Annotated in this window: 11 protein-coding genes and 3 pseudogenes; 6 read left to right on the top strand and 8 right to left on the bottom strand. The window is 67.7% G+C overall.

The features are described 5' to 3' along the window. Positions 1 to 19 precede the first annotated feature (19 nt). A complete protein-coding gene (locus GNX96_RS26445; RefSeq protein ID WP_163570297.1) occupies positions 20 to 829 on the bottom strand; it encodes a LysR family transcriptional regulator in 810 nt (269 codons plus the stop codon). 171 nt (positions 830 to 1,000) lie between these two features. Between GNX96_RS26445 and GNX96_RS55375 the strand changes: the two genes are divergently transcribed. Continuing rightward, positions 1,001 to 1,384: a pyridoxal-phosphate dependent enzyme gene (locus tag GNX96_RS55375; RefSeq protein WP_279581547.1), complete on the top strand. Its 384-nt coding sequence runs from the start codon at positions 1,001 to 1,003 to the stop codon at positions 1,382 to 1,384. A gap of 69 nt (positions 1,385 to 1,453) precedes the next feature. Continuing rightward, entirely contained in the window at positions 1,454 to 1,915 is a 462-nt protein-coding gene (locus GNX96_RS55370) for a pyridoxal-phosphate dependent enzyme (protein ID WP_279581577.1), read from the top strand. Between the two features lie 331 nt (positions 1,916 to 2,246). Here GNX96_RS55370 and GNX96_RS26435 read toward each other — a convergent pair whose 3' ends face one another. Continuing rightward, a complete protein-coding gene (locus GNX96_RS26435; RefSeq protein WP_163570219.1) occupies positions 2,247 to 2,831 on the bottom strand; it encodes a Uma2 family endonuclease in 585 nt (194 codons plus the stop codon). Between the two features lie 186 nt (positions 2,832 to 3,017). On the opposite strand from GNX96_RS26435, the gene GNX96_RS26430 reads away from it, so the two are divergent. Then, complete coding sequence (locus tag GNX96_RS26430; RefSeq protein ID WP_163570217.1) at positions 3,018 to 4,229, top strand: MFS transporter; 1,212 nt, start codon at positions 3,018 to 3,020, stop codon at positions 4,227 to 4,229. Between the two features lie 24 nt (positions 4,230 to 4,253). Here GNX96_RS26430 and GNX96_RS26425 read toward each other — a convergent pair whose 3' ends face one another. After that, positions 4,254 to 4,832 (bottom strand): Uma2 family endonuclease, encoded by a 579-nt coding sequence (locus tag GNX96_RS26425; protein WP_279581546.1) that lies wholly within the window; start codon positions 4,830 to 4,832, stop codon positions 4,254 to 4,256. 175 nt (positions 4,833 to 5,007) lie between these two features. Between GNX96_RS26425 and panB the strand changes: the two genes are divergently transcribed. Beyond that, the gene (panB, locus tag GNX96_RS26420; protein ID WP_163570215.1) at positions 5,008 to 5,850 is read left to right on the top strand and encodes a 3-methyl-2-oxobutanoate hydroxymethyltransferase; all 843 of its coding nucleotides are present in this window, start codon (positions 5,008 to 5,010) and stop codon (positions 5,848 to 5,850) included. A 146-nt stretch (positions 5,851 to 5,996) separates the two neighbouring features. Here the strand turns inward: panB and fgd are convergent. From fgd to GNX96_RS26400, 5 genes and pseudogenes are all read right to left on the bottom strand, one after another. Next, positions 5,997 to 7,000 (bottom strand): annotated as a pseudogene (gene fgd / locus GNX96_RS26415) (glucose-6-phosphate dehydrogenase (coenzyme-F420)). Between the two features lie 230 nt (positions 7,001 to 7,230). Continuing rightward, positions 7,231 to 8,319 (bottom strand): xanthine dehydrogenase family protein molybdopterin-binding subunit, encoded by a 1,089-nt coding sequence (locus GNX96_RS55365; RefSeq protein ID WP_279581545.1) that lies wholly within the window; start codon positions 8,317 to 8,319, stop codon positions 7,231 to 7,233. A gap of 122 nt (positions 8,320 to 8,441) precedes the next feature. Then, positions 8,442 to 9,560: pseudogene (locus tag GNX96_RS55360) on the bottom strand (xanthine dehydrogenase family protein molybdopterin-binding subunit); the annotation flags it as partial. 23 nt (positions 9,561 to 9,583) lie between these two features. Beyond that, positions 9,584 to 10,405: a helical backbone metal receptor gene (locus GNX96_RS26405; protein WP_279581544.1), complete on the bottom strand. Its 822-nt coding sequence runs from the start codon at positions 10,403 to 10,405 to the stop codon at positions 9,584 to 9,586. Further along, positions 10,402 to 10,965, bottom strand: coding sequence for a TetR/AcrR family transcriptional regulator (locus GNX96_RS26400; protein WP_163570214.1), 564 nt, complete (start codon positions 10,963 to 10,965; stop codon positions 10,402 to 10,404). The genes GNX96_RS26405 and GNX96_RS26400 overlap by 4 nt, the downstream gene beginning before the upstream one ends. A 108-nt stretch (positions 10,966 to 11,073) precedes the next feature. On the opposite strand from GNX96_RS26400, the gene GNX96_RS26395 reads away from it, so the two are divergent. Both GNX96_RS26395 and GNX96_RS26390 read left to right on the top strand, forming a co-directional pair. Further along, entirely contained in the window at positions 11,074 to 12,528 is a 1,455-nt protein-coding gene (locus GNX96_RS26395) for an FAD-dependent monooxygenase (protein ID WP_163570212.1), read from the top strand. Positions 12,529 to 12,876: 348 nt separating this feature from the next. Further along, a pseudogene (locus GNX96_RS26390) lies at positions 12,877 to 13,860 on the top strand (P1 family peptidase); the annotation flags it as partial. Between the last annotated feature and the right edge of the window lie 124 nt (positions 13,861 to 13,984).

Raw genomic sequence — 13,984 nt, 5'->3', positions numbered from 1 at the left:
TTTTCTCCAGGGGATCGACTTAGTGTCCTGCGCTCGCGCGAGTCAGCTCGCGGAGGGTGACAGCCACCGCTGGGCGCTGGTCGGAGCCGCGCCGGAAGGTGACGTGCACCTTTCGGAAGATCGGCGGGCGCAGCGCGACGAACCGGACACCCCCGGGCGGATCGGTCGTACGACCGAGGTTCGGCAGCAGGGCGATGCCGAGGCCGGCGCTGGCGAGTGCTTCCTGGACCCTGAATTCGCGAGCCCGGTGGGCGATCAGCGGCTCGAAGCCGGCGGCCCGGCAGGCGCGCTGGACGAGCAGGCCGAAAGCGGTGCCCACCAGACCCGCGATCCACCTCTCGCCGGACAGGTCCGCGATGGCGATCGACTCCGCGGCGGCCAGTCGATGGCCGGCCGGCAACGCGACCACGACCGGGTCGTCGAGGAGGTGGACCGAGATCGTGCCGCCGTCGGACAGCGGCGTCAGCAGGTCGTACTCGTACGTGACCAGAATGTCGAGCGCTCCGGAACGCAGCAGCCGCAGGCCGTCCGCCGGGTCCGTCTCCAGGATGCCGAGGCTGACCGCCGGGAACCGCTTCGCGATCACCTGACCGGCCGGCACGACCAGCGCGGTAGCGGCGGACGGGAAGGCGCCGACCCGGACCTCGCCCTCGACCGTCGTACGCGCCGCGTGCAGCTCCGCGGCGGCCGCGTCGAGGTCGTCGACGATTCGTTGGCCGCGCTCCACCAATGCCCGTGCCGCCGGCGTCAGCAGCAACACCCGGCGGCCGTCGCGTTCCAGCAGCTGGACGCCGGTCTCCCGTTCCAGGGCTGACAGCTGCTGCGACACCGCCGACGGCGTGAAAGCCCAGAACCCGGGCGGTGGCCGCGATGGTGCCGCAACGGCTGAGCTCGCACAGCACGCGCACCCGTCGCAGATCCAACATCGTTAGCAGATCTTACGCCGGGGCACGCCGAGTTTCACTGGACGTACCGAAGAGGCCGCGGTGATGCTGGTCGGATGCTGCTCGATTTCTTGGTGTCCGGCAAAAACCGGGCCAGACTGGCCATCCTTCCGACCCCGATGCACCCGCTCAAGCGATTGTCCGGACGGCTCGGCGGCCCGGAGCTCTGGATCAAACGGGACGACCTGACCGGCCTCGCCGGCGGCGGCAACAAGACCCGCAAGCTGGAGTTCCTGGTCGGCGACGCGATCGCGCAGGGCGCCGACACGCTGGTGACGGTCGGCGCCATCCATCCAGTCCAACCACACCCGGCAGACCGCCGCGGCCGCCGCCCGGACCGGGCTGCACTGCGCGCTGCTGCACAACGGCTGGACAGCGGAGCCGGGCAAGGCCTATCGGGCGGCCGGGAACCCGCTGCTCAGCGAACTGCTCGGCGCTGAGCTCTACTACTCGACGAAACCGTCCGGGGCCTCGGTGAGCACGGGCAGCTCGAGGCGCTCGCCGATCATCTGCGCGCGCAGGGCCGCCGGCCGTACGTCATTCCCCGGGGCGGCTCGGATCACCCGCTCGGCGGCCTCGGCTATGTGCTCTGCGCCTCCGAGATCGCCATTCAAAGCGCCGAGTGGGGAGTGGAGTTCGACACCGTGCTGCACTGCACGGGAAGCAGTGGCACGCAGGCAGGCCTGCTCGCCGGGTTTGCCGCGCTGGACGCCGACACGCGGGTCATCGGCGTCTCCGATGACGGCCACCAGACGCGCAAGCGCGAACGCGTCCTACGGCTGGCCAACGCGACCCTCGCCGAACTCGGCCTGCCAAACAGGATTGGTCCGGAGCGGGTCGAGATCGTGGTCGCGGACGAATCGCCATACGGCGTGGCCAGCGACGCCGTCCTCGCCGCCGTCCGACTCTTCGCCACCACCGAAGGCCTGGTCGCCGACCCGGTCTACGAGGGTCGACGATCCGCGGCCTGATCGACCTGGCCGCCGGCCCGACGCTCGGCCGGCGCGTCCTTGTCCTGCACCTGGGCGGCTCGCCCGCCATCCACGGTTACGCCGACCAGCTTTGGCGCGACGGGCTGCAGCCGCTCCCGCCAACCGCTAGTCCCACGTGACCAGGGACGGCGACAGGTCCACGCATCGGCATGGACGGGCGCCGGGCATCCTCGGATTCGGTTACCGCCAGCCGCACACCCGGGAGCCGTGCGAACAGTGATCGCCAGCGACTTCGCCCACCAGCTGGCAGATCACCGGGATGGGCAGCGGAAAGGCGACGTTCTGCACCAGTCCAACGACGAAGTCACGCCTACGGCTGGTCGGCGAGCCGCCCGAGCAGCGCACGCGGCACCACCGTCACCGGATATGGCCGGTCCGTTGAAAACGTCTCATCCCCGCTGATCTTGGCCACCAATTCGTACGCACCTTCGCTGGTCAGCTTGAAAACTGTCAGCTCGATGGGGGTCGGATTGACCACCCAGTAGGAGGTCACGCCCATCCGGGCATATGCCGCCTTCTTTGTGTTCAGGTCGTTCAGAGCTGTGCTCGGCGACAGCACCTCGACCGCCAGCAGCGGTGCCACTGGCAAGTTCTTCTCGGTGAAGTCGTCAAAACGACCGACCAGCACGTCAGGCTGCAACTCGGTCGAATACGACGGCTGGACCGCGAAAGGCCCGACCACCACGTCGCACTCCGGCGGGCAGGCCGCTTCCAGGAGGCCGTACAGCTTGCCGATGATCTTCTGATGCCGCCTGCCTGGCGCGGGGCTCACCATGAGCATCCCGTCAATGAGCTCGTACCGATGACCATCAGCCGGCATTGCCTCCAAGTCACGCACCGCGAAAGGGCGTCCCGAGGTCGAGCCGGTGAAAGCCTCTTGTGTCATGACCACCATCGTGCCCTCCTTCCCTGTCAAGAGGAAGTCGACCAGCCCGGTGCGACAGAAACGCGCCGCACGCACCTTCCAGCGAGCAGGACTCACAGCCGTTCCCCTCTTCTGCGACCCAGGCGGGGCCGCTAGAGTCTGTTCACATAGCGAATTTCTGTTCGCCATGCGAACATCGACATGCTGGGAGACTCGATGAGCGCTACCGAAACGACCACCAGACGAGGATGGGTGCTGCCGCTGTGTTGGACGGCGGTGTTGCTCGACGGGTTCGACCTGGTGGTGCTCGGCACGGTGCTGCCGGTGCTGCTGGCCGGCCATATCTGGGGCCTCACGCCAGCGACCGCGACACTGATCTCGACGGTGGGGCTGGTCGGGATGACGTTTGGCGCGATGCTGATCGGTACGGTCACCGATCTGATCGGGCGGCGTCGCGCGGTGATCATTTCGGTGATCACCTTCTCGACTTTTACGCTGCTGTGCGCTTTCGCGCCGTCGGCACCGATCTTCGGACTGTTGCGGCTGCTCGCCGGGATCGGCCTTGGCGGCTGCCTGCCCACCGCTATCACGCTGACTTCTGAGCATTACGCGCGTACCGGCAAGGCAAGCACCGCAACGACGGTGATCATGACCGGCTATCACGTCGGCGCGATGGCGACGGCACTGCTGGGCATCCTGTTCATCAAGACGCTCGGCTGGCAGGCGCTCTTCGTTTTCGGCGCCCTGCCCTGCCTTGTGCTGGTGCCGCTGATGATCCGCTACCTGCCTGACTCGCCGGTCACGGCCGAGGCGAAGCCGACCCTGCGAGCCGCGATCGCCACACTGTTCTCCGGCAAGCTGGTCTGGCGGACGATCGCGTTCTGGGTCACGTCCTTCCTGGGCCTGATTTTGGTGTACGGGCTGAATACCTGGCTGCCGGAAATCATGCGTCAGGCCGGCTACGAACTCGGCGCCGCGCTGGGTCTGCTGCTGACCCTCAACTTCGGTGGCGTCATCGGGCTTCTGGTTGCCGGCTATGTCGCCGACCGGATCGGCATCAGCCGCTCGACCATCAGTTGGTTCGCCGTCGGCGCGGTTTTCCTCGCGCTGCTGAGCGTCAACATCCCGGCGGTCGGCCTCTACATCGCGGTTTTCCTCGCCGGCGGCTTCGTGTTCAGCGCGCAGGTCCTGGTTTACGCGTACGTCACCCGTACCTATCCCTCGCACGCCCGCGCGACCGGTCTCGGCTGGACCGCCGGCGTCGGCCGGATCGGCGCGATCTGTGGTCCGCTGATCGGCGGCGCGCTGCTCACCGCGGGCATCGCCTATCCGTGGGGTTTCTACATCTTCGCCGCGATCGCGCTGTTCGCGGCGATCGCCGTGTCGACCGTAGGCGGCACAACTGTCAAGGAACCGGTCCGTCAATAGGTGACGGCCGCGCGAGTTCCCGGGTCAGTCGGCCAACTGGCCGAGCAACGCGCGTGGCACCACCGTCACCGGATATGGCTTGTCCGCCTGGAAAATCTCATCCCCACTGACCTTGGCCAGCAACTCGTACGCACCTTCGCTGGTCAGCTCGAAAACGGTCAGCGTCACCGAGACCGGGTCGATGACCCAATAGGAGGCGACGCCCATTCGCGCATACGCGGCCTTCTTGTAGTTGAGATCGTTCAGTGCCGTGCTGGGCGACAGCACCTCGACCACCAGCAGCGGCGCCACTGGCAAATTCTTCTCGGTGAAGTCGTCAAAACGACCGACCAGCACATCAGGCTGCAACTCGGTCGAATCCGACGGCTGGACCGCGAAGGGCGCGGCCACCACCACGAACCCGTCCGGGCGCGCCGCCCGGAGGACGACAAACAGCTCACCGGCGACCGTTTGGTGCCGCCAACCCGGCGCGGGGCTCACGATGAGCGTCCCGTCGATGAGTTCGTACCGGTGGCCGTCATCCGGCATCGCCTCCAGGTCGCGCACCGTGAAGGCGCGGCCCGAGGTCAAGCCGGTGAAAGCTTCCGCAGTCATGACGCCCATGGTGCACTCCTTCCTCGCCGAGAGGAAGTCGACCAGCCGGCACTGACAGAAATGCGCCGCACCGCTTGCTGTGAAATGTTTCTCAGCGCGGCCGCGACGCCGGCGTGCCACGCTGGTCACTAACCCGGGGACGCGGGATATCCGCGCTTCGAGGCACACTCCAAAGGAGACTGCGATGGCTCAGAATCCATCCACCGAACCCAGCCTGTACGGCGGCGCGGTCCATCGGCGGGTACGCATTCGCGACCTGCACACGGCCAAGGAGCACGGCGAGCGCTGGCCGATGCTGACCAGCTACGACCAGTACACGGCGATCATCTTCGACGAGGCCGGCATCCCCGTACTGCTGGTCGGCGACTCGGCGTCGAACAACGTGTTCGGCTACGACACCACTCTTCCGGTCACCGTCGACGACCTGTTGCCGCTGGTCAGAGCGGTCGTACGAAGCACCCAGCGGGCGCTGGTCATCGCCGACCTGCCGTTCGGCTCGTTCGAGGCGTCCGCCGAGCAGGCACTGGGCACGGCGGTGAGGTTCATGAAAGCCGGCGCGCAGGCCGTCAAGCTGGAGGGCGGCCGACGGGTAGCGCCGCAGGTGGAGGCACTGACCGGAGCCGGCATCCCGGTGATGGCGCACATCGGCTTCACCCCGCAGCACGAGCACACCCTCGGCGGCTACCGCGTACAAGGCCGTGGCAGCGACGGCGACCGGCTGGTGCACGACGCGATCTGCCTGGCCGAAGCCGGCGCCTTCGCGGTCGTCCTGGAAATGGTGCCGTCCGAGGTGGCCAAGCGGATCACCGGCGAGCTACGGATTCCGACGGTCGGCATCGGCGCGGGCCCGAACTGCGACGCGCAGGTGCTGGTCTGGCAGGACATGGCCGGCCTGCGCGGCGGAAAGCTGCCGCGGTTCGTCAAGCAGTACGCCGACATGCGTACGGTCCTGAACGACGCCGTCGCGCACTACGCCGACGAGGTACGTACGGGCCAGTTCCCCACCGACGCCCACTCCTTCGAATAGCCACTCTCGGTAATCCCCACCCAACTGGAGTGGCTCCCCGCAACGGGGGGTCCCTCGTCGAGTGCGGGACTTTATCCCGCACTCGACGTCGAGTGCGGGATAAAGTCCCGCACTCGACGGAAATCCAGCCCCATGCACGCTTGGGGTTAGAGAGCGCGCAGCAGCGGGAGGACGTCCTCGGAGAACTGGGTGAGGAAGCGGTTCTGGTCAGCGCCGGGGCCGTGCATCACGAGGTGGTTGAGGCCGGCGTCCACGTACTGCTTGATCTGGGCAACGGCGTCCTCGGGGTTGGACGCGACGATCCAGCGCTTGGCGACCTGATCGATCGGAAGCTCGTCGGCGAGCCGCTCCATCTCCTGTGCGGAGCCAACCGAGTGCTTCTGCTCCGGAGTGAGGGATAGCGGCGCCCAGAAGCGGGTGTTTTCCAACGCCACCTCGGGATCGCGGTCGTACGAGATCTTGATCTCGATCATCCGGTCGACCTGCGCCGGGTCCCGATCGGCGGCGGCCGCGCCCTCGGCGACGGCCGGCATCAGCTTGTCGGTGTAAAAAGCTCCATGCCCTTGCCGGACGTGCAGATGATGCCCTCGCCGGCGCGACCGGCGTATTTCGCGACCACCGGGCCGCCGGCGGCCACGTAGACCGGTACGGGCGTCTTGGGCCGGTCATAGATCTGCGCATTGACGAGCTTGTAGTAATCGCCGTCGAAGTCGACCGAGTCCTGCGTCCACAGCGCACGAATGAGCTGCACTGCCTCGCGCAGCCGGGCGAACCGCTCCTTGAACTCCGGCCACTCCCGGCCGGAGACGGCGATCTCGTTCAGCGCCTCACCAGTGCCCACCCCGAGCATGATCCGGTCGTTGTAAAGGACCGCCATGGTCGCGAAGGCCTGTGCGATGACCGCCGGGTTGTAGCGGAAGGTCGGGGTCAGCACGCTGGTGCCGATCTGTACGCGGCTCGTACGCTCCCCCACCGCCGCCATCCAGGTCAGCGCGAACGGGGCGTGTCCGCCCTCGTGCCGCCAGGGCAGGAAGTGGTCCGAGACGACCACGCTGTCCAGGCCCACTTCCTCGGCTCGTACGGCATATTCCACCAGGTCACGCGGCCCGAACTGCTCCGCCGACGCCTTGTAGCCAACTTTCAGCCCCACGAATGCTCCCTGTCTCGTCTTACCTGTCTCAGTCCCAACACCGGACCACGCCCAACACATACCGGATCTAGTGTCCTGCGCCCGAAGTTCGCTACTTTCTCCGGCGCCCAGACGGCGACTGAGAGCACCGGAGAATCGCCCACATACCACCAGTATGAGGACGATCCTCCGGCGCACTCAGGCCACCGTCTGGATCACCGAATAAAGCAACGAACTTCGGACCCAGGACACTAGATCGCTTCGCCACCGGAGGCTCGGCTCGTACGCACCGGCAGGTCCGCCAGCGCGGCCGGTGGCTCCCGCCAGAGGGCGGGCAGCGTGCCCGACCGCGCGGCCGAGATCGCCGACCAGACCCGTTGCGGGGTGCACGGCATGTCGATGTGCCGGACGCCCAGATGGCCAGCCAGCGCGTCGACCACCGCGTTCTGTACGGCCGGCGTCGACCCGATCGTGGCGGACTCGCCGATTCCCTTGGCGCCCAACGGATTCAGCGGCGTCGGGGTTTCGGTGTTGGCGGTCTGCAACGGCGGCAGGTCGGCCGCGGTCGGAATCGTGTAGTCGACCAGCGTGCCGGTCTGCGGGTTGCCGTCCTCGTCGTAGACGAACTGCTCCCAGAGCGCCTGCGCGATGCCCTGCGCCATCCCGCCGTGCTGTTGTCCCTGCACGATAAGCGGGTTCAGGATCCGCCCGCAGTCGTCGACCGCGAGGTGCCGGAGCGGCTTGACGAAGCCGGTTTCGGTGTCCACCTCGACCACCGAAAGATGGGCTCCGAACGGGAAAGTTCCGTCCGCCTGCTGGAAATCCAACGCCGCTTCCAGCGGTCCGCCGTCGGCCTGGGCCGCCACGGCCAGCTCCGACCAGCTCACCGTGGCGGTGGGTACGCCCCGAACGCCCAGTCCACCGCCTTCGGCCAGCATCACGTCGTCGACATTCGCCTCCAGCAGATTCGCCGCCAGATCCCGCGCCCGCCGCAGCACCGCTCCAGCGGCCAGGTTCACCGCGTTTCCGCCCACCTGCAGCGATCGCGAGCCGCCGGTGCCGCCGCCGCGTGGCACCAAAGCGGTGTCCGACTGTACGAACGTGATCTGGTCCATCGGGATGCCGAGCGCGTCCGACACCAGCATCGAGAACGAAGTCGGGTGCCCCTGCCCGTGCCCGGACGTGCCCACCGCGATGGTCGCCGAGCCGTCGTCATGCACGGTGACAGCGCCGTATTCCTGCCCGCCACCACCGCTGGTGACCTCGACATACACACCAAGGCCAAGGCCCAGCTGACGTACGTCCCCATTCGCCCGCCGCTTCGCCTGCTCGGCCCGCAACGCCGGATAGTCCGCCAGCTCCAGCAGTTTTTTTTCAGCGGAGCCGCATAATCTCCGGAGTCGTACGTCGTACCGACCACTGTCCTGTACGGGAAGATATCTCCCTCCAGGAGATTGTGCCGACGCAGCTCAACCGGGTCGATGTCCAACTCGGCGGCGGCGATGTCCATGATCCGCTCAAGGAAAGCAGCCGCTTCCGGTCTGCCAGCACCGCGGAAAGCGCCAACTGTCGTCGTATTGGTCAGTACGGCAGCGGCTGAATAGGAAATCTTGGGAATTTTGTAGACGCCCTGAGCCATCGCATACGTCGTCTGCATCGGCAGCACACCACCGAAACCCGCGTACGCACCGGTGTCGCCGATCATCCGGCAGCGCAGACCGGTAATGATGCCGTCCCGCTTGAGCCCCATCTCGACGTACTGCACCTGAGCGCGCCCGTGCGGCATCGCGATCAGGTTCTCCGACCGCGTCTCGATCCATTTCACCGGCCGGCCGATCTTGCGGGCGGCCGCGATCGTGACACTGTGCTCGGCGACCAAACCTGCCTTGCCGCCAAAACCGCCACCGACATGCGGCGCGATCACCCGCACCCGATCTGCCGGCATGTCGGGGAATACTCCTGTTACCAGTGACTGAAAAGCGTGCGGCATCTGGGTCGAGACATAGATGGTCGTCTCGAATTCGCCGGCCACCTCGGTTCCCTCAGCTGGCGCTCCACCGGCCGGAATGACCGCGATCGCGTTGCCCTCCATCGGCACCACCGCCATCCGCTGGTTGTCGATTCGCGCGCGTACGACAACCTCGGCGTCAGCGAGTACGTCCGTGTCGTCGGCTTCCCGTTCTCCAGCGGCGATGTTCGACCCCAACTCCTGGAACTGCAGCGGCGCGTCGGGAGCCAGCGCGAGCTCAGGATCGGTCACCGACGGCAGCGGGTCGTAGTCGACGTCGACCAACTCGACCGCGTCGACGGCCGCCGCCTTGGTCTCGGCCACCACCACCGCGACCATGTCCCCGACGAACCTGACCTTGTCCAGCGCCAGCGGCGGCCGCTTGCACGCCGCGTTGACCGGCAGGAACGTGTCATGGGCCGGGATTCCCAGGTCCTTGGCGACAAAAACGGCGACCACCCCAGGCGCGGCAACCGCGTCGGAGGTGTCAATCCGGGTGATCGTGGCGTGCGGGAACGGCGATCGTACGAACGCCAGGTGCAGCAGTCCGTCGATGCGCAGGTTGTCGATATACGTCGCTCGCCCCCTGGATCAGATCAGGGTCCTCGACGCGTACGACAGCATTCCCAAGAATCGATCCAGGCATACCACGACCCTATGTCATTCGACGGTTCAACTGCGCACCCAAAACCTGCGGCGCGGTGGCCAGCGTCCAGCGTCGGGCCGTACCAGGTCAGGAACCTGCCATCCACCAGCGCACAATCGGTGTCCGGAAAGGCCTCTGGGCCGTCCTCGGCGGTGAACTCGTACGGTTCGTTGGGCAGGATCACCAGTTCCGCGCCCGATGTCTGGATCTCCGCCAGCTTCGGCCTCGGAAACCGCTCGCCGCTGAAGACGTTGACATATCCCAGCCGCGCCAGGAGATCGCTGGAGAACGTCGCACCGCCCAGCAGCACCCACGGCCGTCGCCAGACCGGGATCGCGACGCGTACCGTCTCCGTCTTTTCCGGCAGCGAGGCCCACACGGTTTCAGCGTCGGTCAGCCACGCCGGCTTGCCGAGACCGCACATCCGCAGCATTCGGCCTAACGACACCAAAGCCTGCGGGACCGTACGCGGGTTCACCACCCAGACCGGCACACCAGCGTTGCGCAGCATGAGCACATCGTCCTTGCGGTTCTCATCCATGTCGGCCAGCACGAGATCGGGCTCGCACGCGAGCACGTCGGCCACCCGGGGATATTTGCTGCCGCCGACCCGCGCGACCGCCAGATCCGTTGGGTGCGTACAAAAATCCGTCGCTCCGACCAGCAAATCGCGACCGGTCACCGCGACGCTCTGGGTCAGGGACGGCACCAGCGACACGATCCGCCGCGGCCGGCCGGCGAGCGTGACTTCCTCGCCCAGATCGTCTTTCATCCGGTCAGGTAACGCTGCAGGGTCGGGCCGAGCCAGTGCACGACCTCTTCTTTGGTGAGCGCGACGACCGGCGGGAATTTGAGGATATAGCGGGTCAACACCAAGCCGAGCACCTGCGAGGAAATCAACCCGGCCCGTTTCGCCGCCTCCTCCTCGTTCGGGCAGACCGACCTGAGCACCGGACCCAGCTGGGTGGCGAAAATCCTGCGCGCCGTTTCGGCCACCGGGTCATTCGTGACAGCCGCGCGCAACAGCGCCATCAGCGTCTCGTCGCCGTCCCAGAGCCGGATGACGTGACTGGCCAGTCTGGCGCCCATCTCGTCCAACGGCCGTCCGTCCTCCAGACCGGTCAGCTCGAGGTTGAACTCGGCCGCGGCGGCGAAAAGCTTCTCCTTGTTGCCGTAGTACCGCATCACCATCGACGGATCGATGTCGGCGTCGGCGGCGATCGCGCGGATGGTGGCGCGCTCGTACCCGTCCTCGGAGAACCGCTGCCGGGCGGCCGCGAGGATCGCTGCCCGGGTGCCATCGGACCGCCGGGTCCCACTGGGTGAGGTCATGTCAACGACTGTAGGCCAACAAGTGTTGACATGCACGCGAATCTCCATCTACTGTTGTCAACAGTCGTTGGCCAACAATTGTTGGCAACCTTGACGAGGAGGAACAAAATGCCTTCCACCAGCACAGATGTCCTGATCGTCGGCGCCGGCCCGGCCGGCCTGCTGCTCGCCGGCGACCTCGCGGCCGCCGGGGTGCGTACGACCATCCTGGAACGCCGCGACACCGAGTCGAACCTCAGCCGGGCTTTCGCGGTGCATGCGCGCACCCTCGAGGTGCTCGACGCCCGCGGTGTCGCCGACGAGCTGATCGGCATGGGCCAGAAGCTCTCCGCGTTGCAGCTCTTCGGACGCACTGAAGTCCATCTCGACCAGCTGCCGGCACGCTTCCCGTACTTGCTGGTCACCGCCCAATACAACGTCGAGCACGTGCTGCTGCGGCGGGCGGTCGCGGCCGGCGCACAGCTGGTCCGCGGCGCCGAGGTCGTCGCACTCCGGCAGGACGCGGACGGCGTCGAGGTGGACGTACGGTCCGGCGAAACGTACCGGAGCCGCTACCTGGTCGGCACGGACGGCGTCCAGAGCACCATTCGGCAGGCCCTCGGGCTGCCCTTCCCCGGCCGCTCGGCGGTGCGGTCGATGATGCTCGCGGACGTACGGCTGACCGAGCAACCAGCCGCGCTGCTGGCCGTCAACGGCAACGCGAACGGGTTCGTTTTCATCGCGCCGTTCGGGGACGGCTGGTATCGGGTGATGGCCTGGAACAAGCACAACCAGGTGCCGGACAGCGCGCCGGTCGACCTGGCCGAGGTGGCCGCGGTGACCAAGCAGACGCACGGCACCGACTACGGTATGCACGACCCGCGGTTCCTGTCACGCTTCCACAGTGACGAACGACAGGTCCCGCACTACCGGATCGGCCGGGTGTTCCTGGCTGGCGACGCGGCACACGTCCACTCGCCGGCCGGTGGGCAGGGCATGAACACCGGTCTTCAAGACGCCGCCAACCTGAGCTGGAAGCTCGCCGCGGCTGTCCATGGCTGGGCGCCGGACGGCCTCTTGGACACGTACGAATCCGAACGGCACCCGGTCGGCCGCGCAGTGCTGCGGACCAGCGGCCTGCTGCTGCGGTTGGCGAGGTCGACGACCGTCCCGCAGCGGCTCCTGCGCCGAGCGTTGGGAACCGTGATCGGGCTTGTGCCGGCGATCAGGAACCAGGTGGCACAGACTGTTTCGGCGATCGGCGTGCACTACGCGGCGGCGCGCGGCGCGGACCGGCTGGTCGGCCACCGAGTGCCGGACCTGGCCGTGACCGGCTCCGACCGGCGGCTCTACCGGACGCTGGGTGAGGGCAAGTTCGTGCTGCTCACACCCGGTGACTCAGATGTCGCCGCCGAATGGGCCGATCGAGTGGTGACAGCCGTGCCAGTACGCGCACCCCGCCCGTACATCCTGGTCCGCCCGGATGGTTACGTAGCCTGGGCCGGCATCGACGCTCGCGGCCTCACCGCCGCCCTCGAATCCTGGTGCGGCACCGCCTCCCAGCTGAGCGGTGCTCACTCCTAGTTCGGGTGCCGCCCGCCCGTTTTGGCCGCGAGTGCCTACTCACCGGTTGAAACTGCGGGATGCCTCGGCGGTGCGGCGCCGGTACGGCTGGCCCGTTTTGACATGATCAGGGGGAACCGCAGCAACCCCCGGGAGGATCCGATGGCGCCGACTCCGCAGCGCTGGGCCGCGGCGGCGTTGGCTGGCCTCTGCTTGGTCGCCGTCAGTATGCCGGCGGCTGCCGCGCCGTCGCCCAGCCCATCCACGTCACCATCGCCGTCCACGTCGGCGGGTCCGTCCGTACGGCCGTCGGCCAGTGCGCAGCCCAGCGACGCGACCGCCGGTGAGCAGCCCGGTCCGACGAACTCGATCACCGATGTCAGTGGCATCGCGGTCGGGTCGTACCAGCGCACCGACGGCGACTACCTGACCGGTACGACCGTGGTGCACGCCGTCCATGGCGCGGTCGGCGGGGTCGACCAGCGTGGCGGGGCGCCGGGCACTCGGGAGACCGACCTGCTCAGCCCCCTCAACTCCAATCCCTCTGTCAACGCGGTGCTGCTGACCGGCGGCAGCGCGTACGGGCTGGACGCGGCCGGTGGCGTGATGAGCTGGCTGGAACAGCATCACGAAGGCGTCGCAGTCGGCCCGTCGGCGGAGCAGGTGGTGCCGATCGTGCCGGGAGCGGTGATCTTCGACCTCGGCCGCGGCGGCGGTTTCGGGGCCCGGCCGACAGCCGACTTCGGGACCCGCGCGATCACCACCTCGACCACCGGCCCGGTGCTTTCCGGGACCGTCGGCGGCGGCACCGGCGCCCGGGCCGGTGGCCTGAAGGGCGGTCTCGGTACGGCCAGCGTGAAGCTCGCGAACGGCGACGTGGTCGGCGCGATCGTCATCGTCAACGCCGCCGGGTCCACTGTGGACCCCGCTGATTGTTCGCTCTACGGTGTAAAAGAAGGCCTGCCCAGCGAGTTCGGCGACCTGCGTACGCCAACCGCTGCGCAGTGCCATCCTCAGTCCGCCGGCGGTCAGTCGCTGAACACCACCATCGCGGTCATCGCGACCAGCGCGCCGCTGGACAAGGCCGGCGCGGCCCGAATGGCGGGCGCCGGCCAGGACGGCATGGCGCGCGCGGTCAACCCGTCGCACAGCCTGGTCGACGGTGACACGGTCTTCGCACTGTCCACTGGCACCGGCAACAAGCTTTCGCCGTCCGACCCGACCGCCACCGACCGCCTCGACGGCTTGTACGCGGCCGCCGCGAGCACGCTGACCCGGGCCATCGCGCACGCCATGCTCGCCGCGACCTCCGCGAAGTCGATCGTCAGCTACTGCGACAAATACCCATCTGCCTGCGCGAACGTCCCCACCGGCGAGTACGGTCGGGCCGCCGGGCGGTCGTCGTCGCGACCGCCCCGGCGAGCGCCTCGGCGTCCCCGTCGGCCGGCACCACGGCCGCGCCGGCACCACCCGGCAG

Origin of the sequence: Fodinicola feengrottensis (genome assembly GCF_010993775.1) — a bacterium.
Lineage (GTDB): Bacteria > Actinomycetota > Actinomycetes > Mycobacteriales > HKI-0501 > Fodinicola > Fodinicola feengrottensis.
Note: the sequence above shows the minus strand (reverse complement) of the source record. Positions and strands in the feature narration are given on the sequence as shown.

Excerpts from the sequence above, each read along its gene's own strand:
- GNX96_RS55375 (WP_279581547.1), top strand. The coding sequence starts at position 1,001 with ATGCTGCTCGATTTCTTGGTGTCCGGCAAAAACCGGGCCAGACTGGCC.
- GNX96_RS26435 (WP_163570219.1), bottom strand. The coding sequence starts at position 2,831 with ATGGTGGTCATGACACAAGAGGCTTTCACCGGCTCGACCTCGGGACGC.
- GNX96_RS26430 (WP_163570217.1), top strand. The coding sequence starts at position 3,018 with ATGAGCGCTACCGAAACGACCACCAGACGAGGATGGGTGCTGCCGCTG.
- GNX96_RS26425 (WP_279581546.1), bottom strand. The coding sequence starts at position 4,832 with ATGGGCGTCATGACTGCGGAAGCTTTCACCGGCTTGACCTCGGGCCGC.
- panB (WP_163570215.1), top strand. The coding sequence starts at position 5,008 with ATGGCTCAGAATCCATCCACCGAACCCAGCCTGTACGGCGGCGCGGTC.
- GNX96_RS26405 (WP_279581544.1), bottom strand. The coding sequence starts at position 10,405 with ATGAAAGACGATCTGGGCGAGGAAGTCACGCTCGCCGGCCGGCCGCGG.
- GNX96_RS26400 (WP_163570214.1), bottom strand. The coding sequence starts at position 10,965 with ATGACCTCACCCAGTGGGACCCGGCGGTCCGATGGCACCCGGGCAGCG.
- GNX96_RS26395 (WP_163570212.1), top strand. The coding sequence starts at position 11,074 with ATGCCTTCCACCAGCACAGATGTCCTGATCGTCGGCGCCGGCCCGGCC.